15 protein-coding genes and 3 pseudogenes are annotated in these 22,521 nt (G+C 41.1%); 10 read left to right on the plus strand and 8 right to left on the minus strand.

Going from position 1 to position 22,521, the window contains the following annotated elements:
- The 3 genes from CALSC_RS09860 to ctpC form a co-directional block, all read left to right on the plus strand.
- On the plus strand, positions 1-2,749 hold a 2,749-nt coding region (locus CALSC_RS09860), incomplete at its 5' end, for a hybrid sensor histidine kinase/response regulator (protein WP_143288209.1).
- A gap of 96 nt (positions 2,750-2,845) precedes the next feature.
- Positions 2,846-4,072: a (E)-4-hydroxy-3-methylbut-2-enyl-diphosphate synthase gene (ispG, locus tag CALSC_RS09865; protein ID WP_088241180.1), complete on the plus strand. Its 1,227-nt coding sequence runs from the start codon at positions 2,846-2,848 to the stop codon at positions 4,070-4,072.
- A gap of 153 nt (positions 4,073-4,225) precedes the next feature.
- Positions 4,226-5,518 carry a carboxyl-terminal processing protease CtpC gene (ctpC, locus tag CALSC_RS09870; protein ID WP_088241210.1) on the plus strand — a complete coding sequence of 431 codons (1,293 nt, stop codon included), beginning with the start codon at positions 4,226-4,228 and terminating at the stop codon, positions 5,516-5,518.
- 63 nt (positions 5,519-5,581) lie between these two features.
- Here ctpC and CALSC_RS09875 read toward each other — a convergent pair whose 3' ends face one another.
- From CALSC_RS09875 to CALSC_RS09885, 3 genes are all read right to left on the minus strand, one after another.
- Complete coding sequence (locus tag CALSC_RS09875; protein WP_088241181.1) at positions 5,582-6,466, minus strand: ParA family protein; 885 nt, start codon at positions 6,464-6,466, stop codon at positions 5,582-5,584.
- 59 nt (positions 6,467-6,525) lie between these two features.
- Positions 6,526-7,335, minus strand: coding sequence for a hypothetical protein (locus CALSC_RS09880; protein WP_088241182.1), 810 nt, complete (start codon positions 7,333-7,335; stop codon positions 6,526-6,528).
- Between the two features lie 262 nt (positions 7,336-7,597).
- Positions 7,598-9,724, minus strand: a complete 2,127-nt coding sequence (locus tag CALSC_RS09885) for an NHLP bacteriocin export ABC transporter permease/ATPase subunit (protein ID WP_088241183.1) — start codon at positions 9,722-9,724, stop codon at positions 7,598-7,600.
- A gap of 890 nt (positions 9,725-10,614) precedes the next feature.
- On the opposite strand from CALSC_RS09885, the pseudogene CALSC_RS09890 reads away from it, so the two are divergent.
- Positions 10,615-10,785, plus strand: a pseudogene (locus CALSC_RS09890) (Uma2 family endonuclease); the annotation flags it as partial.
- Between the two features lie 48 nt (positions 10,786-10,833).
- Here the strand turns inward: CALSC_RS09890 and CALSC_RS09895 are convergent.
- Together CALSC_RS09895 and CALSC_RS09900 are read right to left on the minus strand one after the other, a co-directional pair.
- Positions 10,834-11,913 (minus strand): tetratricopeptide repeat protein, encoded by a 1,080-nt coding sequence (locus CALSC_RS09895; RefSeq protein ID WP_088241185.1) that lies wholly within the window; start codon positions 11,911-11,913, stop codon positions 10,834-10,836.
- 149 nt (positions 11,914-12,062) lie between these two features.
- Positions 12,063-12,368, minus strand: coding sequence for a hypothetical protein (locus CALSC_RS09900; protein ID WP_088241186.1), 306 nt, complete (start codon positions 12,366-12,368; stop codon positions 12,063-12,065).
- A 267-nt stretch (positions 12,369-12,635) separates the two neighbouring features.
- Between CALSC_RS09900 and CALSC_RS26395 the strand changes: the two genes are divergently transcribed.
- Entirely contained in the window at positions 12,636-12,776 is a 141-nt protein-coding gene (locus CALSC_RS26395; RefSeq protein WP_159460595.1) for a hypothetical protein, read from the plus strand.
- Between the two features lie 109 nt (positions 12,777-12,885).
- A pseudogene (locus CALSC_RS09905) lies at positions 12,886-13,314 on the plus strand (Uma2 family endonuclease); the annotation flags it as partial.
- A gap of 19 nt (positions 13,315-13,333) precedes the next feature.
- Here CALSC_RS09905 and CALSC_RS09910 read toward each other — a convergent pair.
- The gene (locus CALSC_RS09910; RefSeq protein ID WP_235006750.1) at positions 13,334-15,535 is read right to left on the minus strand and encodes an NHLP family bacteriocin export ABC transporter peptidase/permease/ATPase subunit; all 2,202 of its coding nucleotides are present in this window, start codon (positions 15,533-15,535) and stop codon (positions 13,334-13,336) included.
- A gap of 880 nt (positions 15,536-16,415) precedes the next feature.
- Here CALSC_RS09910 and CALSC_RS09915 point away from each other — a divergent pair.
- On the plus strand, positions 16,416-17,864 hold the full coding sequence (locus CALSC_RS09915) for an NHLP bacteriocin system secretion protein (protein ID WP_088241189.1): 1,449 nt from the start codon (positions 16,416-16,418) through the stop codon (positions 17,862-17,864).
- Positions 17,865-18,074: 210 nt separating this feature from the next.
- Here the strand turns inward: CALSC_RS09915 and ahcY are convergent, their stop codons facing one another.
- Both ahcY and CALSC_RS26400 read right to left on the minus strand, forming a co-directional pair.
- Positions 18,075-19,352 carry an adenosylhomocysteinase gene (gene ahcY / locus CALSC_RS09920; RefSeq protein WP_088241190.1) on the minus strand — a complete coding sequence of 426 codons (1,278 nt, stop codon included), beginning with the start codon at positions 19,350-19,352 and terminating at the stop codon, positions 18,075-18,077.
- A gap of 217 nt (positions 19,353-19,569) precedes the next feature.
- Positions 19,570-19,740 (minus strand): hypothetical protein, encoded by a 171-nt coding sequence (locus CALSC_RS26400; RefSeq protein ID WP_159460596.1) that lies wholly within the window; start codon positions 19,738-19,740, stop codon positions 19,570-19,572.
- Between the two features lie 98 nt (positions 19,741-19,838).
- Between CALSC_RS26400 and CALSC_RS09925 the strand changes: the two genes are divergently transcribed.
- The 3 genes and pseudogenes from CALSC_RS09925 (at position 19,839) to CALSC_RS09935 (ending at position 22,479) form a co-directional block, all read left to right on the plus strand.
- Positions 19,839-20,765 carry a nucleoside hydrolase gene (locus CALSC_RS09925; protein WP_088241191.1) on the plus strand — a complete coding sequence of 309 codons (927 nt, stop codon included), beginning with the start codon at positions 19,839-19,841 and terminating at the stop codon, positions 20,763-20,765.
- A gap of 95 nt (positions 20,766-20,860) precedes the next feature.
- Positions 20,861-20,992 (plus strand): annotated as a pseudogene (locus CALSC_RS09930) (Uma2 family endonuclease); the annotation flags it as partial.
- Positions 20,993-21,168: 176 nt separating this feature from the next.
- A complete protein-coding gene (locus tag CALSC_RS09935; RefSeq protein WP_088241192.1) occupies positions 21,169-22,479 on the plus strand; it encodes an aminopeptidase P N-terminal domain-containing protein in 1,311 nt (436 codons plus the stop codon).
- Positions 22,480-22,521 lie beyond the last annotated feature (42 nt).

Here is a 22,521-nt window from a genome sequence, read left to right on the forward strand (position 1 = left end):
ATTCCAAGAATTCTCATTAGAAGAAAATTATCTAGATTCTCCAAAAATAGATGATTCATCTACATTAGAGTCAGATATATCTCAAGAATTCTCATTAGAAGAAAATTATCTAGATTCTCCAAAAATAGATGATTCATCTACATTAGAATCAGATATATCTCAAGAATTCTCATCAGAAGAAAATCATGAGAATATAGATAATATCATCTCACCTCCAATAGAAATAGAAAAAGTACTGCCTTCGGAGGTGAATATCCAAAATGTGAATGCTTCTAAAGACTCACAAATTGATTTTATCAATAATGATGCAGAATTATTTAATGAAGAAAATGTACAAGAAGTTATCGAAGAACAAATACTAGATACAGATGAGTTATTAACTGCAAGTAATCCCACGGATGAAAATGTATCAGTATCATCAACATTAGCTTCAGTCACAACTACGGAAACAGAAACCATAAACTTGGATTCTGAGCTGCCTGAAAACACAAACAATCAAATAGTTGAAAATATAAACACCACAGATGAAGATGATTTCGCTAATTTAGAAGCATTAATTAGTGAGGACATTACATCGGACACCAAAAATGTCAATGTAGAAGCAGAATTTGCTAACTTGGAAGCTTTATTGGATGTAGATACTCCAGAATTAGCTATTCAACAAGAAGAAGATACAGAGACAGAAGTTGAGTACGATACATTAAACCCATCTGCTGATGATGCCTTTGCAGATGGGTTTAAAGATTTAGAGGAAATGCTGAAAGCATCTGTACCGCTAAAAACGGCAGATTCTCCTAAACGTAATTCTAACTCTCGCGTATCCAGATTTGAACAATTGATGAAAGTGCCAGTTAAACATCTGGACGATATGAGTAATTTGGTGGGTGAGTTAGTTGTTAATCGTAATTCCTTAGAGCAAGATCAGGAGCGTTTACGGCAATCATTAGATAATTTACTACATCAGGTACATCAATTAAGTGATGTAGGGTCGAGAATGCAGGAACTATACGAGCATTCCTTGCTAGAAGCCTCATTATTAGCCAGTCGTAAACAGAAAGATTCAGGGGTGAATGAAGAAAATGACCGGGGTTTAACAGAACTGGAAATTGATCATTTTACTCCCTTCCATACCTTATCCCAACAAATGATTGAATTAATTGTCCGGGTACGGGAGTCATCCAGTGATATTGAATTTGTTGTCGAAGAAAGTGAGCAGGTAGCTCGACAATTTAGACAGGTAACAACTCAGCTACAAGAGGGATTAACGCGATCGCGTATGGAACCATTTTCCATCGCCACAGATATTTTACCGCGAGGTGTGCGGGATAATGCCATTAAATCTGGTAAGCAGGTCAAATTAGACATCCAAGGTCGAGATACTTTAATTGACAAAATGATTCTGGAACATCTAGGTAATCCTCTGAATCATTTACTGAATAATGCGATCGCTCATGGAATTGAAACCCCAGAGGAACGTATAGCCGCAGGTAAGAATGAAACAGGAACTATCAATGTTTCTGCTTTCCACCAAGGTAATCAAACTGTAATTTCTGTGAGCGATGATGGTGCAGGGATTGATCCTGCAAAGGTGAAAGCAAAAGCCTTGAAGATGAGTTTAATTACCCCAGAAGAAGCAAAAAATCTATCTCCTAAAGATACCTATGAATTGCTCTTTCATCCCGGTTTCAGCACCAAAGAGCAAGCTGATATGTTAGGTGGTAGAGGAGTAGGGATGGATGTTGTTCGGACAAAAATTGGTGAGATTAGAGGTATCATTAATGTTGATTCCACTATTGGTAAGGGAACTAGCTTTACCATCCGCCTACCTTTAACTTTGAGTATTTGTAAAGCCCTGTTCTGTGTATCAAATAAAGCGCGAATTGCTTTCCCTATGGATGGGGTAGAAGACACTTTAGATATCGACTCAAAACAGGTTCAATATAATGCCGAAGGACAAGTATTTATTAATTGGCATGATACCAAACTACCATTTAAACCCCTGAAGGATTTATTAACATTCAATCGTCAATTGAGTCGTGGTAGTGTCTACGGCGGTAATCGTGATGATGATATGATGTCCGCAATTATTGTGCGATCTGCTAATAGTTTACTGGCTTTAGAAGTCGATCAGGTGTTGAATGAACAAGAAATTGCGATTAAACAATTTGAAGGCCCAGCACCTAAACCCGTTGGTGTAGCAGGTGCAACAGTCCTTGGTGATGGACGAATTATGCCCATTGCTGATGTCTTAGAAATTATTGACATCTTCCAAGGACGTACGCCTAACCAAAGTGGTGTTAGTTCATTCTGGGAGCAAAATTCTCCTCCAATTACTTCAGAACCAGCGTCAAGAAAGAGTGACCCCACGGTGTTAATTGTAGATGACTCAATTACAGTCAGAGAATTACTATCCTTAACCTTTAATAAGGCAGGGTATCGTGTGGAACAAGCAAGAGATGGTCAGGAAGCTTGGAATAAATTACGCTCTGGTTTACCTTGCGATTTGGTGTTCTGCGATATTGAAATGCCTAGATGTGATGGTTTAGAGTTATTGTCTCGCATTCAAAAAGACCCTGATTTACAAAAGTTACCCATCGCTATGTTAACTTCCAGAGGTGCGGATAAACACCGAAAAATGGCTGTTGAATTAGGTGCTAGCGGTTACTTTACTAAACCCTATTTGGAAGAAGCTCTGTTGGAAGCTGCTAATAAAATGTTAAACGGTGAAAAGTTAGTGAGCGCTAGTTAATCGGTTGGATTATTTTGGTTCAAAATTAACCTAAATATGGCAATCTGAAAAGCAGAGACTAAGAAAATCTGATATTTTCGTTACAGCAAAGAGGTTATGCAAACTCTGCCCACACCCACAACAGCAAATGCCGTATCCAGTCAACAGACTTTTGATACCACCATTAAACGGCGCAAAACCCGCCCTGTAAGGGTTGGTAACGTCATTATTGGGGGAAACAACCCCGTGGTGGTGCAATCAATGATTAATGAAGATACTCTGGACATTGAAGGCTCTGTAGGGGCAATTCGTCGTCTCCATGAAATTGGTTGCGAAATTGTCCGTGTAACCGTGCCTAGTATGGCTCATGCCAGAGCTTTATCAGAAATTAAAGAAAAGTTAATCAAAACTTATCAAGATGTACCCATCGTTGCTGATGTGCATCACAACGGGATGAAAATTGCCTTGGAAGTTTCCAAACACATAGAAAAGGTACGAATTAATCCAGGGTTATATGTGTTTGAAAAACCAGACTCTAATAGAACAGAATATACTCCCAGTGAATTTGAGGAAATTGGTGACAAAATCCGCGAGACTCTAGAACCCTTAGTAATTTCTTTACGGGATCAAGGTAAAGCCATGCGGATTGGGGTTAATCATGGATCCCTGGCAGAAAGAATGCTATTTACCTATGGGGATACTCCAGAAGGTATGGTGCAATCTGCTCTGGAGTTTATTCGCATCTGCGAATCTCTCGATTTCCGCAACCTAGTAATTTCCATGAAAGCTTCTCGTGTGCCTGTAATGATTGCTGCCTATCGCCTAATGGTACAGCAGATGGATTTACTCGGTATGGATTATCCCCTACATTTAGGAGTCACGGAAGCTGGTGATGGTGAGTATGGACGCATTAAGTCCACTGCGGGCATTGCTACTTTATTAGCTGATGGTATTGGCGATACTATTCGCGTTTCCCTCACAGAAGCACCAGAAAAAGAGATTCCTGTATGCTATAGTATTCTTCAGGCTTTAGGTCTGCGGAAAACTATGGTAGAATATGTGGCCTGTCCCTCGTGTGGACGGACTTTATTTAACCTAGAGTCAGTTTTACATCAAGTCCGGGAAGCCACGAAACACCTCACCGGCTTGGATATTGCCGTTATGGGTTGTATTGTAAATGGGCCAGGAGAAATGGCGGATGCTGACTATGGTTATGTTGGCAAAACCCCTGGTTATATTTCTCTCTATCGCGGCAGGGAAGAAATTAAAAAAGTTCCCGAAGATCAAGGTGTAGAAGAGTTAATTAATTTAATAAAAGTTGACGGACTTTGGGTAGAACCTTAAAATTTTCCATAAGTTTTGTATCAACTATCACTCAGATAGCCGGATCGCAAAATATTTATAAGGAAATAATAACGTATGCCCAGTCTGAACAGTGAAGGCTGTGTTAGATTGGGCATACTGACTATTTTTTTATCTAGCCGAGCAGCTGTCATTATGGTGATTAATAAAAATGGGCTTGTTTTAGGTGCGACGGCAGTAACGCTATCTACAATTGCTGTTACTAGCCTAGGCATCCACTCTCAAGGACAAGCTTTATTCAAAGAAAGTCCCAAGGAATTGGTGGACGAAGTATGGCAAATTATTCATCGCCAATATGTAGATGGAACTTTTAATCAAGTAGATTGGCAAGCTGTTCGTCGAGAATATTTGAATAAGCCATATAGCAACAAAGAAGAGGCTTATAAGTCCATCCGGGAAATGCTGAAAAGACTGGATGACCCCTACACCCGGTTTATGGATCCAAAGGAATTCAAGAATATGCAGGTGGATACCTCTGGGGAGTTAACAGGGGTTGGGATCCAAATAGGGATGGATGAGGATACAAAAAAGCTAACTGTAATTGCCCCGATTGAAGATACACCAGCTTTTAAGGCAGGGATACAAGCCAAGGATATTATTACCAAGATAGATGGTAAAAGTACTGAAGGGATAGATACAAATCAGGCTGTTTCCCTCATTCGCGGTAAGGTAGGAACTAGTGTAATTCTGACAATTTTGCGTAATGGCAAGCAGAAAGATGTGAAAATTGTCAGGGCAAAGATTGAAATTCACCCAGTCAATTTTTCTCAACAATCAACACCACAAGGTCTTATTGGTTACATTCGTCTCAAGCAATTTAGTGCTAATGCCAGTAAGGAAATGCGAGATGCAATCAAGACTTTAGAAGGTAAGAGAGTCGTAGGATTTGTTTTAGACTTGCGTGGTAATCCTGGTGGGTTGCTGTATTCTAGTGTGGAAATTGCCCGTATGTGGTTGGATAAAGGGACAATTGTTTCTACCAAGAGTCGTTTCGGGGAAAGGGAACGGGAAGTTGCCAGAGGTAGGTCATTAACGAAGAAACCGATGGTAATCCTAGTGGATAAAGGTAGTGCTAGTGCCAGTGAAATTCTCTCTGGTGCTTTGCAGGACAATAAACGGGCGACTTTACTTGGTTCTAAGACTTTTGGTAAGGGATTAGTGCAATCAGTACGTCCCCTAGACGATGGTTCTGGTGTAGCAGTCACAATTGCTAAATATTTTACTCCTAGTGGTAGAGATCTTAATAAGCAAGGAATTGCCCCTGATATCAAGTTGGAAATGAGTGATGAAGAACGGAAAACTCTATGGTTAAAAGAGCGGCAAAATGTTGGTACTCTCAAAGATCCACAATTTGCTAAAGCTGTAGAAGTTTTAGGAAAGAAAATTGCTGCTCAAAATTCAACGAGGGCAGAAAAAAGTAAAAAGTAAGCGGAATTAATTTGTAAATAGTCAGTGGGGTGTGTAAATATTTACTCACCCCTTGTGTCAAGTTTACAGCTTTTGCAGTAATTCTTGGGTCAACTGAGAGAATGCTTTTGAACCAGTTGACTGAGGACTGTTGATAACAACAGGAGAAAAACTATCAACTGCTCTAGCTACATTTACATCTACGGGTATTTGGGTCTGAAAAATCTTGTTACTACCAAAATCTTGATTAACACGGTGCATAACTTGTTTATAGTATCTGCCAGTTAATAAATTAGTATTTGACATTGTAAAGACTATTCCCAGGATTTTAATGTCTATTTCTGCTTCCTGTTCGTGGCTTTCTTTTAACTGTCCAATTCTTCTTTCTAATAACTGAATACCTACTACAGATAATGGTTCTGGTTTTGCAGGAAGGATGTAAAAATTACTAGCAGCTAAAGCACTACGAGTTAAAAGATTGTAGCCAGGAGCGCAGTCAAGAATAATAAAATCATAATCCTGACGAATTGGTTCTAATATTTTTCCTAGCAGTACCCTCTCAAAGCGATTCCAAATAGTTTCAAAGTTGTTTTCACCCAAGGCTACTGCTTGTTCATGTAGCATTTCTGATACCAGAAATTCATCATATAAGTCAATATCTCCGGGTAATAAATCAAGTCCTGATAGATTACAAACATTCGGTTGAATAATGTCTTGAATTATATACTTGGGCTTGGAATCTGGATTAATTATTTGATCGAGTAAATATCTAAAAGTCTGTCTTTTTTTTCGTCGTTTAGCAAATTCCATTGGTGACATCAAACTTAGTGTGGCACTAATTTGAGTATCCAAATCCAGTACTAAAACTCGTTTACCATGATTTTTTGCTAAACAAGTAGCAATATTAACGGTAAGAGTAGTTTTACCGACTCCACCTTTCATATTTGCAGTTGAAACTACATATCCCATTGCTTAAATCCTCTGATGACGCATTCCCAGCCAGCTAGGTATTTTTTTGTTTTTCAATTCTAATTAATTGTTTTAAACCCTTTGGCTGCAAGGATAACTTTACCGTTTTTACGTACTTCCAAGGTTGTCAATGATGAATTATTTTGTTGGCTACCTTCAGTAATTGGTTGTTTAACTATATAGGTATAGTTACCATTTTTCCAGCCTGTGGTACACATACCTTGTCTACAGGTCACTTTACCTCCTGTCAATTCCAGACATTGACCCTTAGTATTACATCCACGGTAACTTAAATTACCTGTACCATTTACACCAGACCAAGATCTTCTGTTACCAATGACGATTTTCCATTCACCATTGCTGAGGGTTTGGGAGTTATTTTGATCGGATGTGGTTGATGATTCATCTCCCACAATATTCATTGTGGTAATTAAGGATTCTGTTTTTGTTTTGCCACAAGGCTCTGCACTTTCACAATCATTAACTTTGACATTTTTATAGCTTAAATTAACTTTCTTGTTTAAGAATTTGTCTTTTTCCTCGCAAACTTCAAAAGTTGCCCCTATTTCCCTTTTATTACCTTTGTTATCAACTAAAGTGACATAGCATTTTAAGTCACCATTAACTATATTTTTGATAGTAGCTAATTTGGGTTTATTGTCGAGATTATTTTGCTTAAAAATATCGGTTTCTATTGTTTTACTACCTTCGTTGCTAATTGGAGTAGTGTTGTTTGATGATTGGGCATCTACCTGAGTTGGTGTGGCTGTATTTGCTGTTTCGTTAACTGTATTGGAAGATGAATTCTTACAACTGATGATTGTTAGGGGAAAAATAGCGATCGCAATTGTCAAAAAAATATTTTTCATATCATTTTTACCTCGCTTCAATCACATAAAAAAATATTAATGCCATTTTGAAAAAAGAATAGGACAGATGGGTAAGGCACGGCACCAGTAAGATAATTTAACATACCAAAAAGTTGTAGATGTTCCCTACAAAAAATTTATGTGTCGCAAACATTATTTGAATTGGTATAAAGTCAAAAGTCAAAATTACTTGTTGCTACTTTGAACAACGAGGTATTTGATTTTTAAAATCCTCTGCTCTTCCGCTCCCTTGCTCCCCACTCTACGCCATCTGTCGCGCCATCAAATCAGCAAACAATCCCTCCACCACCGCCAATTCCTCAAAACTCCCCTGCTGGACTATTTTCCCCCTATCCAACACATAAATCCTATCTGCATGACGAATGGTACTCAAACGATGGGCAATTACCACACGAGTCACCCCCAACTGTTCTAAACTTTGAGTTACAATCCCCTGGGTACGATTATCCAATGCAGATGTCGCTTCATCAAACAATAATATCTGCGGTTTATGTACCAAAGCACGGGCAATAAATAACCTCTGTCGCTGTCCCCCGGATAAATTCCCGCCCCCTTCGGAGATAATTGTATGTATACCCATAGGCATTGTTTGCACATCTTCGGCTAACCCTGCCATTTGCAACGCCTCCCAAGCTTCATCTTGGCTGACAATGGCACCCCCAGCAATATTTTCCCAAATGGAACCACTCATGATTCGCCCATTTTGCAGCACTACCCCCAACTGTCGTCGCACTGCGGCAATATCCAATCCTGACAAATCCCTATCATCATAAAATATGGTTCCCGCTTCTGGGGTTTCAAAGCCCAACAGCAATCTCACAATGGTGGATTTACCACTTCCCGATACTCCCACAATGGCAATAAATTCCCCTGGTCGCGCCTCCAAGGTGGTACCATCTAAAACTAGGGGACTATCCTGACGATAACGGAAGCATAACTGGTTTAATTTTACGCCACCATTAAGCTTGCCGGGATGATACTTGTGAGCATCAACCTCTGTTGATGTCTGTAATATGGGTTGGGCACGTTCCCATAAAATGGTGATTTCTAAGATATCAATTAGGGTATTGCTTAATCTGGTGGCACTGGTGATAAATATGCCAAAGGCAGCGTTAAATGCCAGAAATGTCCCCGTAGATAGTCCCTGTTCCTGGGATTGTCCCATTAAAGCCACAGTCAACCCAAACAGCACCATAGAACTGACTGGGGGTAAGATGACATTAAAAGCTGTGAGCAAATCTTCCACCAACTGGGTACTCAAGATTAGTTTTACCTGCTGAGTATATTTCTTTGCCCAACAAGCAAATGCCTCTGCCTCTGCCGCCGCTACTCGCAGTTTGGATACTCCCCCGATTAACTGCACCGTCAACCCAAAAACTTCCCCAGAAAGTTGTTGTAAGGGACGCATTTTTTGTCTAATAATTATCCCAGATATAGTAGTAATAATTATTGCCACCAACGCAATGCCCGTTGCCACCAATGCTAGAGGAAAGCTGTAGATCATCAACAATCCCAGATTCAGTAGGGAGAACACACTAGTAAACAGAGTCCGCAAAATGCTACCACTGAGGCGGTTACGTATCTGGGAAATGGCGGACACCCGGTTGTGTAAATCCCCGATGGAATATTGGCGGAAAAAAGCAGGTTTGAGTTTCAGTAATCTATCCCAAACAGCAGCTTGGGTATCAAAACTGACTTGGGTTTGTAATCTGAGAATGGTGAAACTTTGAGCCAATTGGAATATCATCACCCCAAAACTGGTAGCAAACAAGCCCAGTCCCATTTGGATTAATAATTGGCGATTGGTATCGGGAATGGCGTAGTCGATGAGCATACCCGTGATTTGGGGTGTTACCATGCCGAATAAGGTGGCAATTACACCTACCAAGAGTATTTTTGAGAAGTCTGCGTTATGTCCTCTGAAAGTAAATTGCAGTACATCCCAGACTGTAAGTTCTTTATTAGGGAAAGGACGATAAAAGGTATAGGCGATGGGTGCGAGTTTTGCAGCAGTGTGGCGATTGACAGGGGAATGGGTCAATTCTAATGGGTCTAGTATCTCATATTTTGTTGCCTTGACGGGTAAGATGGCGACGGGTTGATTTTCTTCTTTGGTAAAAGCCAGGAGGGAACCACAATCTGTTTTCCACCAGTTGGGTGTGAGGGTGACGCGACGGGTACGGAAACCGGAAGCGCGGGCTATTCCTTCTAGAGTATGGGAATTTTCCGATTTAGCGGGGGGACGGATGGCTATCCCTAAGGATTTACCTACAGCACCCACAGCGATTAATAGGGGGGTTTCTCCTGGGGGGATGTGGTTGGTGGGGTTGAGGATGGATGCGAGTTCCCGGAGGGCTTTTTCTGTCATGGGAGAGGGGTGGAAAACAAAACAATAAGACCTCAACCAGTGCTACGGTCGAAGTAAGCTTCTAGTTGAGGTTAGCCTTTCGTTACAAAATACCAAAAAGTAATTTTGACTTTTGAATTTTAGGGGTATGCTCCGCTTGTGCCACCTGCCAGAGTTTGAATATAAGTTATGTCTATGGGTTTAATAGGCAAAGGGCAAGATTCCGTACTATGACAAAAATGCGATTGTTTAAACGTCAGGAGTTAGCTTTCACACCCACCCAGAAATGAATTTTCGGGCTAATAGGCGAAGTAGACTTAAGTTTACTAGGGAATTTTCATGTTAACAGGGGAATTTCTCCGGGTATCCCCATTAAACGTTTTCTATCACGGTTTAACATTCCGTATTGATGGTTACAACACCGTTAACATTCTTGTAACTATAACAATACTTGATGCCATTCACATTGATTTTTCGTTCAATACTAATCCTTCTTCTAATAATGTAAGAACTTGTGTGAGAACCTGCTGACACATTGTCTAATTCAGATAGTGTGAGCTTGGAGAAGTTTGAGGGAATAGAAACAGATGTAGATGAGTATTCCCCTTCTTTTATTTGATTTTTCATAAAGTCCTCCAACTTCTGCTCAGCTGCAGAAATTTGTACATCTAAATCTTAGTATTTACCTATTCAATTACATCTATCTCTAGGAAGAAAAATCCGCATTTTTTATGACCTAGCGCTACCACAATACAACTACAGTTGTGCGATCGCATTTTATCTCACCTATTCTAAAGAATGCGATCGCTAAATTCTACACATAAAAAATCTCTGTGATGGTCAGATTTTCATAAAACTTTAATATATAAATAAGCAAAAAATTTTCAAGGTAGAGATTTAGAGTAATAATTATGACTCAAATTATTACCAAGCCTGGTTCAACAATTCCTCCCTTAGAAAATGGAGATAAATTGACTCGAATTGAATTTGAGCGTCGTTATGAAAAGATGCCAAAGCTTAAAAAAGCGGAATTAATAGAAGGAATTGTTTATATGTCAGCAGCATTAAGGCTTAGAACCCACATTCCGCAGGTTCAATTAACAAGTTTGGTATTTTTGTAATCCAGATATTTATTTGACAATTGCCAATGAATTAATATTATCTTCACAGATTTGGGTGTTAGGATGTTCTTGACCAAGGGTAGTTGCAAAAATTGCTCTTGCTTGCTCAAAAAATTTCTTGGCTTCTGCTATTTTTCCTCTTTGTTTCAATACAGATGCGAGGTTATTTAAGGTAATAGCGATGTCGGGATGGAATTCACCTAAGAGTTGAGTTTTTATTTCTAAAGCGCGTCGATAGACTTGTTCGGCTTGAGATAAATTACCCTTAGCTTGCTCAGATGCTGCGAGATTATTGAGATTAAGAGCAACATCGTAGTGAACTGAACCAAACTGTTGTTCAAAAAAGTTAATGGCTGTTTTAAAGTATGTAATCGCTTCATCCCATTGCTTAAGTCCGTGTAAAATCGAACCTAATGCTGCTTCATCTGCAATGGTTTGAGGATGGTGGGAGCCAAATAATTTTAGGTGGAGTTGATAGGATTGACGTGCCCAAGTTTCTGCGGTTTGGTAGTTTCCACGGGCATGATGGAGTCCTGCCAGGTTATGATAAATTGCGGCAATATCTGGATGGTGGTTGCCGTATTGTGATCGTAAGGTGGCTAATGTTTGCTGATAGAGACGTTCGGCTGCATCAAATTTGCCCCAGTATTTATAGACTATTGCTAAATTATTGGCAAGCTGAGTCTTTTTAGATTGATATTGCTCTGTGTCTTGGGTTTCTATGAGTTGAATTGCCCGTTGGTAAGTTTGTTCTGCTTCAGCATAATTGCCTTGAATGCGTTGGAGAGTGCCAAGGGTAGACAAGGTTGTTATTTCCAAGGAAAGAGCTATATAAGGGTATATACTGACTTTGATTGTTTCTAAAGTTGCTTGTGCGGAATGAACTGTGGCGAGGGCTTGATCGTAGCGGGACTGGGCTTCTAGAATGGATGCAAGGCGGTTTTGCAAGCTTATCTGAACCATGCACCCTTGTTGGGAAGATGGTAAATCTTTGATGGTTTGATTGCATAGGGCTTCTGCTTCAGAGTAACGTTGTTCAGCCTGGAGAAGATCCATCTGTTGAATGGTTGGTTTGAAGTTGTCAATCATACGACTATTCTCCAGATTTTGGCAAAGTGGAAACCCAGGAAACAGGCGGAAAAAACAAGTATTAAGGGCGTAGCATAATACGCCCTTACTTTGTAACTAATAATACTAGACGCATATTCGTCAGTTAGGTAAGGCTAACAATTGTTTGGTTATGGTTCGTAAATGGGACTTGTGCCAATTCCAGCCCCAGCGATCGCATCTAGTTCGGCGATGGTAAGTTCTTGCAGTTCCTTATCTTTGGTAGGCTTATTTTCCAAGGATGGTTGCTGTTTACTAGGCTGATTGGCAAACTTCACCACCGTTTCATTGTGGTTTCCCAAATTTAATCCAGCTCCAGCGATCGTATCTAGTTCGGTGATGGTAAGTGCTTGCAGTTCCTTACCTTTGACAGGTTTATTTTCCAAGGATGGTTTCTGCTTGGCAGGATGATTGCAATTTTTATTATATAGTTTCATGATTTCACTCCTGAAAATTCAATTGAACTCACAGATTGAATTTTCTGGCTAGTTAAGTAGGCAGGAAAAAATACTAGTAGTACAGATCTATACTTCCTACTCTTTCAATAACAAAACTTTAAATTTTTGCCCACTTAATTCCATTTTACACTATTGTTGAGAATTATTTTCAAAGAATTATGAAGTTTGAGATTGGGTATGAGGATTACATCTGGTAACTGAATCTACAATAGAAAGTATCTATTTCTCGTAAATGAGGTAAAAACAATGACAAATAAACAACAACTCAAAGCTAATAAGTCTCAGAAAGATCAAGCAAAGAAACTACCACAACTTCAACAACTCCAACTGGAACAGCTTGATGATGTAACTGGTGGTGTTCTTCTGTTTGCGAATCCGTTTGCTTAATCCCGAATTGTAATTAAGGGGTGCGCTACCAAAATACAAATATAGTTGCATTGTGGAGCTATTATCGGGAGAAATTGTAGAAATGACTCCATAAAGCCCATTTCATACGGTTTATGGGGAAGGACTGGCAAATTACTTACGAACTCGTTTACAGGATCGTGCTTGGATCCGTGAAGCTCGTCCTATTACTTTAGCAGATTCCGAACCCGAACCTGATATTGCAGTTGTGAAACTTCCTTGGTTTCAGTATAGTCAGCATCATCCTTTCAGTGAGGATATTTTTTGGCTAATTGAAATTTCTGATTCAGTACTTAGTAAGGATTTAAATGAAAAACAACGCATTTATGCTCAAGCTGGGGTTTTAGAATATTGGGTTGTCGATGTCAAAGCGAAAAAAGTTTTTATTTTCCGGGAACCAGAAAAAATCAGCTATCGTATCAAGTTAGAATGCGTTACAGGAAAAATTGTACCTTTAGCTTTTTCCGATGTTGAAGTACCCATTGAAAAAATTTTTTCAGGACAAATACTGAATGATTAGATGATTGATGTCACTGATATCACCCTTCTGAACGAATCAATCTTTCATACTCTCCCCCTTCATCCCATAACTCCTCATGAGTACCTCGTTGCACTACCTTACCCCCATCCAACACAATAATCTCATTGCAATCCCGAATTGTGCTTAAGCGGTGGGCGACCAAAATACAACTACAGTTGCGTTTTCTGAGGTTTGACACAATAATTTCTTCAGTTTGGGTATCCAATGCAGATGTCGCTTCATCCATGACAAAAATTGCTGGATTCTTCACCAAAGCCCTAGCAATTTCTAACCGTTGTCTTTGTCCCCCACTTAAATTTACACCCCCCTCCAGCAACTCCCCATCATATCCTCCTGGAATTGCCATTACAGCGTCCAGGATAGCCGCATCTCGACAAGCTTGGGCTAAATCCTCATCTGGGACTGTCCCATCCCACAAAGTCAAATTATCCCGCACTGTGCCTCCAAAGAGAAATATATCCTGTTCTACCAAAGACAAAGAAATCGCCAACACCTCTCGCGGAATTTCTCCTCTGGGAATCCCATCCAAGAGAATTTCTCCTTCCCAAGGTTGATAAAGTCCGCAGATAAGTTTAGCTAGGGTAGATTTTCCGGAACCACTTGCACCCACCAAAGCCAGTCGCTGTCCTGGTTGCAAGGATAAATTGAAATTCTCAATCAATGGTGGATCTACATGGGAGTAACCAAAGGTGATGTTACGTAATTCTACATAACCCTCTAAATTTTGGATTTTGGATTCCCCCCCTTGGGAGGATACAGGGGGGGTTGGATTTTGGATTTCTCCTTGTCTCCCCACACTTCCCACACTCCCCACACTCCCCACACTTCCCCCTCTCCTCTTCTCTAGTTCTATATCTAGAGAATTACCCAACACATCATCTAAACGATTTAAATCCCCTTCTAATTCCTGGAGAGTAGTCCCAAACTCTACCAAAGTATTCACAGGTTGCTGAAAACTCAACATTAAACTCTGAAACGCGACCAACATCCCAATGGTGAGATGACCATCCATTACCCGCCAACCCCCAACAACTAAAATAAACATTGAGGTTAAGGAGGTGAGTAATACGGGTAAAACCCCTAACATTTGATTCGTGACTTCCAACTCTTGCTGGGAGGTGGCTGCTTTAGCATAATAACCAGACCACCGGGAAAAGAAATCCGACTCCAAAGCCGATGCTTTCAAGGTTTCCATACTCTGGAGTGCAGCAATACTCACTCCCGCAATTTTCCCCCAATCCTGCACTAAACGCATATTTGCATCCACCCGCCGTCTAGCTACCCAATGCAACGCTAAGCCATTGATAGCAGAAAAACAGATACCAATTAAAGTCAGTACCCAGTCATAGGCAAACATCACGGCAGCGTAGAATAATATCATTACTGCATCAATCACCGTGGTTGCCAATTGCCCAGATAATACCTGAGCTACTTTATTGTTTAAACTGGAGCGGTTACCCACTTCTCCGGCATACCTTTGAGCATAAAATCTTACAGGTAATCTCAGAATATGCCACAGAAAACGGGCAGACATCCCTACCGCTAACTTAATCCGTAGCTTGCGTAAATATCGCAATCGCAACAGGGTGAGTATTCCTTGGAACACCGTGACCAGTAACATTCCCAAAATCAGGGGACGCAACCATTCGCTGCGGTTTTCCACCAGCACCTGATCCACAAACACCTGACTAAATACGGGAATTGCTAATCCCGGCAACACCAACAAAAAACCGGCGAAAATTGAGTATAAAATCGCCCCCAGAGAACCCCGTAAACGGTCAGTTAAGGCGAAAATCACACTGGGTTTACGACCCCCTGGGTAAAAATCATCACCGGGTTCCATCACCAGCACCACCCCGGTAAACCCCTCGTCAAATTCTTCCCAGGACACCCTGCGGGGAGCAGTTGCGGGGTCATTGAGAAACACCCAATGTTTATTCCACCCTTCCACCACCAGGAAGTGATTGAACTTCCAAAAGACAATAAAGGGAGGAGATAATTCTTTAATTTGTTCTATATCTTCTGCCTTAAAGCCATCGGCTTCCATTCCGTAGCGTCTCGCAGCCAGAATCACATTAGAGGCTTTGCTTCCATCACGGGAAACCCCGCATTCAATACGGAGTTCCGCTAAGGGGACAATGCGATTGTAGTAGGCAAGAACAATAGCTAAGGAAGCAGCTCCGCATTCGACTGCTTCCATTTGTAAGACCGTGGGAGTTCTGACACGCAAGGGGTGGGGAGTATAAAGTTATGTTTTATCGTATCAGAAAACTTAAACCGATAACCCAACTGGGATTTCAATCTTAGGGAGACTGGATTACTTCCAATGCTGTTTGTTGCTTTCCACACCCACTTAAGGTGACCGAAAAAGAAAAGGATACAAGCCCCAAATTTATTTGTGGAAGAATTAGAAATTATTGTGCTGCGATGCATAAGCATAAGGCTCAATAATTCCTTTCTTGATGCAGTCGCTCATGGGGGAGACCCCCTTTCTGCGCGCTGCTCTCTACATTCATGTATGGGGTTTCTCCCTTGCTAAGAGCTCCCTGCTCTCCTACTTCTTCCTGGCTTTGTCAACGGTCTGTGATATGTTCTTTCCTTATACGGGGGAAAGGGGGCTATCAATATCCTATCGATATCGCTATCGTGTAACAACATCTGAATCTAATTGGACCAATGCTACTCCACTGCCTTGAGAGCTTGATACAATTTTTAATTCTGATAATGAGAGTTTAGTCAGTTTTGACTTTGTATACTTTTTATGCTTTTCTTTCTTCATTTTCTCAGACCTCTATTTTAAATGAAAATGAATACTTCAATACTATACTGACCCAAAATTTAGTTTCAAGGGGTTTTAATATAAGTTTTGTTAGCTGACTACCTCAACTTGGCTTCCCGTAAGCTAGTGGAACATGGTAATCTCATCCAATCGTTAATGCTGCAGATTGTGGGGTCACTACTCTACGAGAAGCTTTCAGATACATCGTTTTTACTTCCCTAAGAGAGAACACTTCGTGAACGCAATCACATATTAACGGTACAAATTAAAAATGGAGGATTGGACATTAGAATAGTAATCTATGCCTGAAAAAAAATCCCGTATCTTTCGCCAACAAGCCCTAAATCGCCTATCTTCCCCAGAACGGCTAGATACCCTCATGCAAGTAGTTAGCCCTACAGATTGGCTACCATTGGCTGCATTAGCTTGCTTCGGCATTCTCGGAGTAATCTGGAGCATATTTGGCAATATCCCCATCACCGTCACGGGTAAAGGCGTACTCATCAACCCCAGGCGCGTACTACAATTGCAATCACCCATCTCTGGACAGTTGCAATCCTTAGATATCCGCAATGGTCAATGTGTCAAAAAAGACGACATCCTAGGAATTATTGACCCCTCAGATAAAAAGCAACAATTGCAACAACAACGGGATAAACTCGCCCAATTCCAACAACAAGTAGCAAAAACTACAGCAGTCCGTCAACAACGCACCCAACTAGAAACCGCAGCCATCAGCGCAGAACGCACTAGTCTACAACAAAGGCTACAAGATACTCAAAAATTGACTCCCCGCATTCAAGAAGAAGGGTTAAATAGCATTTCTCAACAGCGTCTTAACCTACAGCAAAAGCTCAAAGATGCTCAAGAATTAACCCCTATCCTAGAACAGCGAATGGTAAAACAACGACAATTACAACAACAGGGAGCAATTTCCTCGGAACGGGTATTACAAGCAGAACAAGAATATCGCCAAAGCCGCCAGAATCTCTCAGAGATTCAAGCACAATTGCAACAATTGCGGGTACAAGAAACGGAACTACAACAGAAATACCAAGAAAACACCAATAATATTACTCAAATCAACGCCGAATTAGAAAAATTAGACACCCGTAGCAAACAAATAGAACAGGATAACCTCGAAGCCGCAAACAGTTCAAAAAATCAAATCCAGGAAATACAGCAAGCCATCGCCCGCTTACAAAAGGAAGTTGCAGACAACAGTATCATTAAAAGTCTCCACAGTGGATGTATTGTGGAAATCACCGCTACTAGAGGACAATACTTAAGCCCTGGTTCACGTTTAGGAACTCTGAAAACCACAGGGTCAGCCACAGACATGATGAGTGTAACTTATTTTGCTGTTGAAGATGGGAAAAGAATTCATCCAGGCATGGAAATTTTAATCACACCGGATACAGTCAAACGCACAAGATTTGGCGGTATTAACGGTAAAATTACAGAAGTTACACCCTTCCCTGTCACTCCAGAAGGTGCTGTTTCCGTAGTGGGAAACCCGGAGGTGGTAAAAGCATTAATGGGTGAAGGAGGGGGAAAAATTGAAGCTCTGGCTCAACTACAACTAGATCCCAAAACCGCCAGTGGCTACAAATGGTCATCTTCATTGGGACCAGAGTTAGAAATTTCTTCCGGAACTACCACAACAGTCAGGGTGACAGTGGAGCAGAGAAAACCCATCACCTTTGTTTTACCCATTTTAAGAGAGTGGAGCGGGATTTCAGGTAGCTGATGGATGTGAGATCTTAATGAGTGACAACAAGGATAAAATTAGGATTGGGGTTAGGTCTTAGGGGTCGGGAGGAGAAATAAGTTTTAATCGATTCTTCCCCCAGGAATCTAAAAAGGGATAGACAAATTGCCTATCCCGTAATATAGCCTTAGAAAACCTATCTATAGCTTAGGCTTTACAACTTCGGCTTAGGTAAATTATCGGTAAAGATTAAGTCCCAACAGTCCAAGAGTTGATATACTCAATTTGGTCTGCGGTCAAGGAATCAATCTCAATACCCATTCCCTGTAATTTCAGGCTAGCAATTTCTTCATCTACTTCCCGAGGAATAGAGTACATACCAGGTTCTAATTTACCCTTATTCTTCACTAAGTACTCGCAACCCAAAGCTTGGTTGGCAAAGCTCATATCCATAACTGCACTGGGGTGTCCCTCAGCAGCAGCTAAGTTGATTAAACGTCCTTCACCTAAAACAACCACAGATTTACCGCTAGGTAGGTGATATTCTTCAGTGAAGGGACGGACATTCTTCACTTCTGTAGACTTTTCCCGTAAGGATTTGAGGTCAATTTCAATATCAAAGTGACCGGAGTTACAAACAATCGCACCGTCTTTCATCACATCGAAATGCTCGGAGCGAATGACGTGCTTATTACCAGTTACAGTTACAAAGAGATCAGCTAGGGGAGCAGCTTCCGCCATAGGCATTACCCGGAAGCCATCCATGACTGCTTCAATTGCTTTGATGGGGTCAATTTCGGTGACAATTACATTTGCACCAAGTCCCGCCGCACGCATGGCTGTACCTTTACCACACCAGCCATAACCAACAACAACTATTGTTTTACCTGCTAGAAGAACGTTGGTAGCACGGATAATACCATCTAAGGTCGATTGACCAGTACCATAACGGTTATCAAAGAAATGCTTGGTATCAGCATCGTTAACGTTCATGGCTGGGAAGGGAAGAGCACCATCGTTCAGCATTGCTCGTAAACGGACAATACCTGTGGTGGTTTCTTCTGTGGTACCAATAATTTCAGATAATTGCTCTTTACGCTCTTGAACCACGGTAGCCACAACATCGCTACCATCATCAATAATGATGTTGGGACGGTGATCTAAAGCAATTTGTACGTGACGCTTGTAAGTTTCGTCATCTTCACCTTTGATAGCAAAGACAGGAATTTCATGATCGGTGACGAGACAAGCTGCTACGTCATCTTGAGTGGATAGGGGGTTACTAGCAATTAGCAGGGCATCTGCACCACCTGCTTTCAGTGTAATTGCCAAGTTTGCTGTTTCTGTTGTTACGTGAGAACAAGCTACGATGCGAAGACCTGCAAAAGGTTTTTCTTTGGCAAAGCGATCGCGGATTTGTTTTAAAACGGGCATCTCACGTGCAGCCCATTCAATGCGCTGTCTTCCCAAGGGAGCTAGAGCGAGGTCTTTAACCTCGTGCTTTAATCGGGGAGTAGTTGCGGTCATTAAATAGTTCCTCAAACAGTAAAGAAATGTACGTAATTGTTTACGCACTCTACTAGAGTATGTCAAACTGACGAAATTAGCCAAGATTTTTTACTTGGATGTCAGTTTAATGCTTACACAAAATAGCTTGACGGTTGATAGCAGTTATGTCAACTTATCGGCTGGTTTCTTTGCCGTAATTTTATAATCTCCAACAAATGCCATGAATTCTAGGGCTTCAATTTGGTAATGCCAAGATACCTGGTTCAGTGAGAATTGGAAGTGTGGAGATATTGGGGAAGAGGTGGCTGTCAGTTAGAGTCAGGGGAGCAGGTAAGTCACTGCGTTGCGCGATTTCCCTGCGTTGTAGCAAGTGGCGCAACCCGAAGGGGAGCAGGGGAGTTTCCATAAATAAATTTGGGGGCTTGTGTCCTTTTCTTTTTCGCTCAACCAGCCTCTCATGAGAAAATAATTCTTCCTCACCCCTAACTCCTAACTTTTTTTCTCATGGATAAATTCTTGATTGATACGGATACTGCTTCAGATGATGCCGTTGCTCTAATTATGGCTCATCGCTGGCAGGACATAGAAGTGGAGGCAATTACTATTGTCAATGGGAATGTAGCTGTTGAGCAAGGGACTAAAAATGCCCTTTATACTCTGGAAGTGTGTAATGCTTCTACACCCGTCTTTGTTGGTTGTAACAAACCTATGCTGCAAGAAACTGTTTATGCTGATTGGTTTCATGGTGAAGATGGTATGGGTAATATGCACTACCCAGAGCCCCAAAACAAACCGCGATCACTCCACGCAGTTGATGTCATCATTGACACAATCAAATCTCACCCCAACGAAATTACCCTTGTCACCCTGGGGCCCTTAACAAATATTGCCACAGCTCTGCTTCGTGCCCCGGAAATTGCTAGTTTAGTCAAGCGTTGTGTAATTATGGGTGGTGCCGCAAACACAGTGGGAAATGTTACCCCAGCAGCAGAATATAATATTTGGGTAGATCCAGAAGCGGCGAAAATAGTTTTTCACAGTGGGATGACTATGGAAATGGTGGGTTGGGAACTGAGTCGCCACGATGCTGCCTTAACCCCATCAGAAATGGAAGTGATTACCAACATTGGTACAGCTACAGCCAGATTAGCAATGGATTGCAATAAAACCGCCGTAGCTGCTAGTTTACAAATTCAAAATGCTCCTGGTTTAACTTTAGCTGACCCCGTGGCTATGGCGATCGCTCTTGAGCCTGATATTATTACTAGTCAAGGAGAATACTTTGTAGATGTGGAAACTACTGGCGTGATAACCAGGGGTCAAACAGTGGTGGATGAACTGAATGTACTCAATCAAACCTCAAACATGCAGGTCATTTGGTCAATTGATACACAGCGATGGAAAGAGATACTACACCAGTGTTTGTCCTAAGTAGGATAATTAGTAGTTTTAGCAGACTCAATCTACAGCAAACATCGTTTAATCTAAAATTATAGTCAAGTCATCCTCTAGCCATAAAACTACTCATGGCTCAACTCAAAACCCAACTTACCATAAAAGAATTTCTGGCTCTACCTGAAGAGGATATTACCTATGAATTGGTAGATGGGGAAGCTAAACCAAAAATGTCACCCAAACGATTTCATCCCAAGTTAACCCTGACCAATATGTTTTTCAACAAGCTGGGATTCCCTAGATGAGGAAAGAAAGAGGGAAGGAGTGAAAGAATGAAAGAGTGAGGGGATTTAAATCATAATTATCCCTTGTTCTCCACAGTCCCCATTTTCAAGCCAGAAGTTACAATAACTGCATAAATCTATAAATTCAGATAAATATGCAAACAGAATATCAGCAACGCCGGGAAGCATTTATATCGAAAATTGGTAATGGTACTGCTATATTTCGTAGTGCTCCTATGGCTGTGATGCACAATGATGTGGAATATGCTTATCGTCAAGATAGTGATTTCTTTTATCTGACTGGATTTAATGAACCAGAAGCAGTAGCAGTTTTAGCACCCAATCACCCAGAACATCGGTTTGTGCTGTTTGTACAACCCAAGGATAGGGAAAAGGAAGTGTGGACTGGTTATCGCTGTGGGGTAGATGCTGCAAAGGAAATATATGGTGCAGATGAAGCATACCCAATATCAGAATTAGATGAAAAGTTACCCCAATATTTAGAAAAAGCTGATCGCATTTATTATCGTTTAGGACGCGATCGCAATTTTAATGAAACTGTCCTCAACCACTACCAAATTTTACTACGTACTTATCCCAAAAGGGGTACGGGCCCCATTGCCATTGAGGATACGGGAGCCATCCTCCACAGTATGAGGCTGGTTAAAAGTGAAGCTGAGTTGCAACTGATGCAAAAAGCGGCTGATATTGCCGTAGAAGCACACAATCACGCCATAAAGATTGCCCAACCAGGCAGCTATGAGTACGAAATTCAAGCGGAAATGGAGCGAATATTCCGTCTGCGGGGTGGAAATGGACCAGCATATCCTTCTATTGTGGCTTCTGGGGTGAATGCCTGTGTCCTACATTACATCGAAAATAATCGCCAAATGCAGGATCATGAATTGCTGTTAATTGATGCTGGGTGTGCCTATGGTTACTACAACTCTGACATTACCCGTACATTTCCTGTGGGAGGCAAATTTACAGGGGAGCAAAAAGCTTTATATGAAATTGTCCTTGCAGCCCAAAAACAAGCGATCGCACAGGTGAAACCTGGTAATTCTTTTCACCAAGGTCATGAGACTGCTGTACGTATTCTCACAGAAGGATTAGTAGAGCTTGGCATCCTCAGAGGAGATATTGACAATTTGATCGAAGAAGAGAAATATAAACCCTATTATATGCACCGTACCGGCCATTGGTTGGGATTGGATGTTCATGATGTGGGAGTTTACCAACATGGTGAAGACAAACCACAACTTTTACAGCCTGGTCATATTTTAACCGTGGAACCAGGACTTTATATTGTTCCTCATACCGAGCCAGCAGAAGACCAACCAGCAGTAGATCCCCGTTGGGTTGGGATTGGTATTCGCATTGAAGATGACGTTTTGGTAACTCCTAATGGTAATCAAGTTTTAACTGCTGGTGTACCCAAAGAAATAGGCGAAGTGGAAAGATAATATTAGCTTCTTTTTGCCTTCTCTCTCTTCCCCATCTAACCA

Origin of the sequence: Calothrix rhizosoleniae SC01, assembly GCF_900185595.1 — a bacterium.
Lineage (GTDB): Bacteria > Cyanobacteriota > Cyanobacteriia > Cyanobacteriales > Nostocaceae > Calothrix_A > Calothrix_A rhizosoleniae.

Bases quoted from the DNA above. Each gene is read 5' to 3' on its own strand.
- ispG (WP_088241180.1), top strand. From the start codon at position 2,846: ATGCAAACTCTGCCCACACCCACAACAGCAAATGCCGTATCCAGTCAA.
- ctpC (WP_088241210.1), top strand. From the start codon at position 4,226: ATGGTGATTAATAAAAATGGGCTTGTTTTAGGTGCGACGGCAGTAACG.
- CALSC_RS09875 (WP_088241181.1), bottom strand. From the start codon at position 6,466: ATGGGATATGTAGTTTCAACTGCAAATATGAAAGGTGGAGTCGGTAAA.
- CALSC_RS09880 (WP_088241182.1), bottom strand. From the start codon at position 7,335: ATGAAAAATATTTTTTTGACAATTGCGATCGCTATTTTTCCCCTAACA.
- CALSC_RS09885 (WP_088241183.1), bottom strand. From the start codon at position 9,724: ATGACAGAAAAAGCCCTCCGGGAACTCGCATCCATCCTCAACCCCACC.
- CALSC_RS09895 (WP_088241185.1), bottom strand. From the start codon at position 11,913: ATGATTGACAACTTCAAACCAACCATTCAACAGATGGATCTTCTCCAG.
- CALSC_RS09900 (WP_088241186.1), bottom strand. From the start codon at position 12,368: ATGAAACTATATAATAAAAATTGCAATCATCCTGCCAAGCAGAAACCA.
- CALSC_RS26395 (WP_159460595.1), top strand. From the start codon at position 12,636: ATGACAAATAAACAACAACTCAAAGCTAATAAGTCTCAGAAAGATCAA.
- CALSC_RS09910 (WP_235006750.1), bottom strand. From the start codon at position 15,535: ATGGAAGCAGTCGAATGCGGAGCTGCTTCCTTAGCTATTGTTCTTGCC.
- CALSC_RS09915 (WP_088241189.1), top strand. From the start codon at position 16,416: ATGCCTGAAAAAAAATCCCGTATCTTTCGCCAACAAGCCCTAAATCGC.
- ahcY (WP_088241190.1), bottom strand. From the start codon at position 19,352: ATGACCGCAACTACTCCCCGATTAAAGCACGAGGTTAAAGACCTCGCT.
- CALSC_RS26400 (WP_159460596.1), bottom strand. From the start codon at position 19,740: ATGGAAACTCCCCTGCTCCCCTTCGGGTTGCGCCACTTGCTACAACGC.
- CALSC_RS09925 (WP_088241191.1), top strand. From the start codon at position 19,839: ATGGATAAATTCTTGATTGATACGGATACTGCTTCAGATGATGCCGTT.
- CALSC_RS09935 (WP_088241192.1), top strand. From the start codon at position 21,169: ATGCAAACAGAATATCAGCAACGCCGGGAAGCATTTATATCGAAAATT.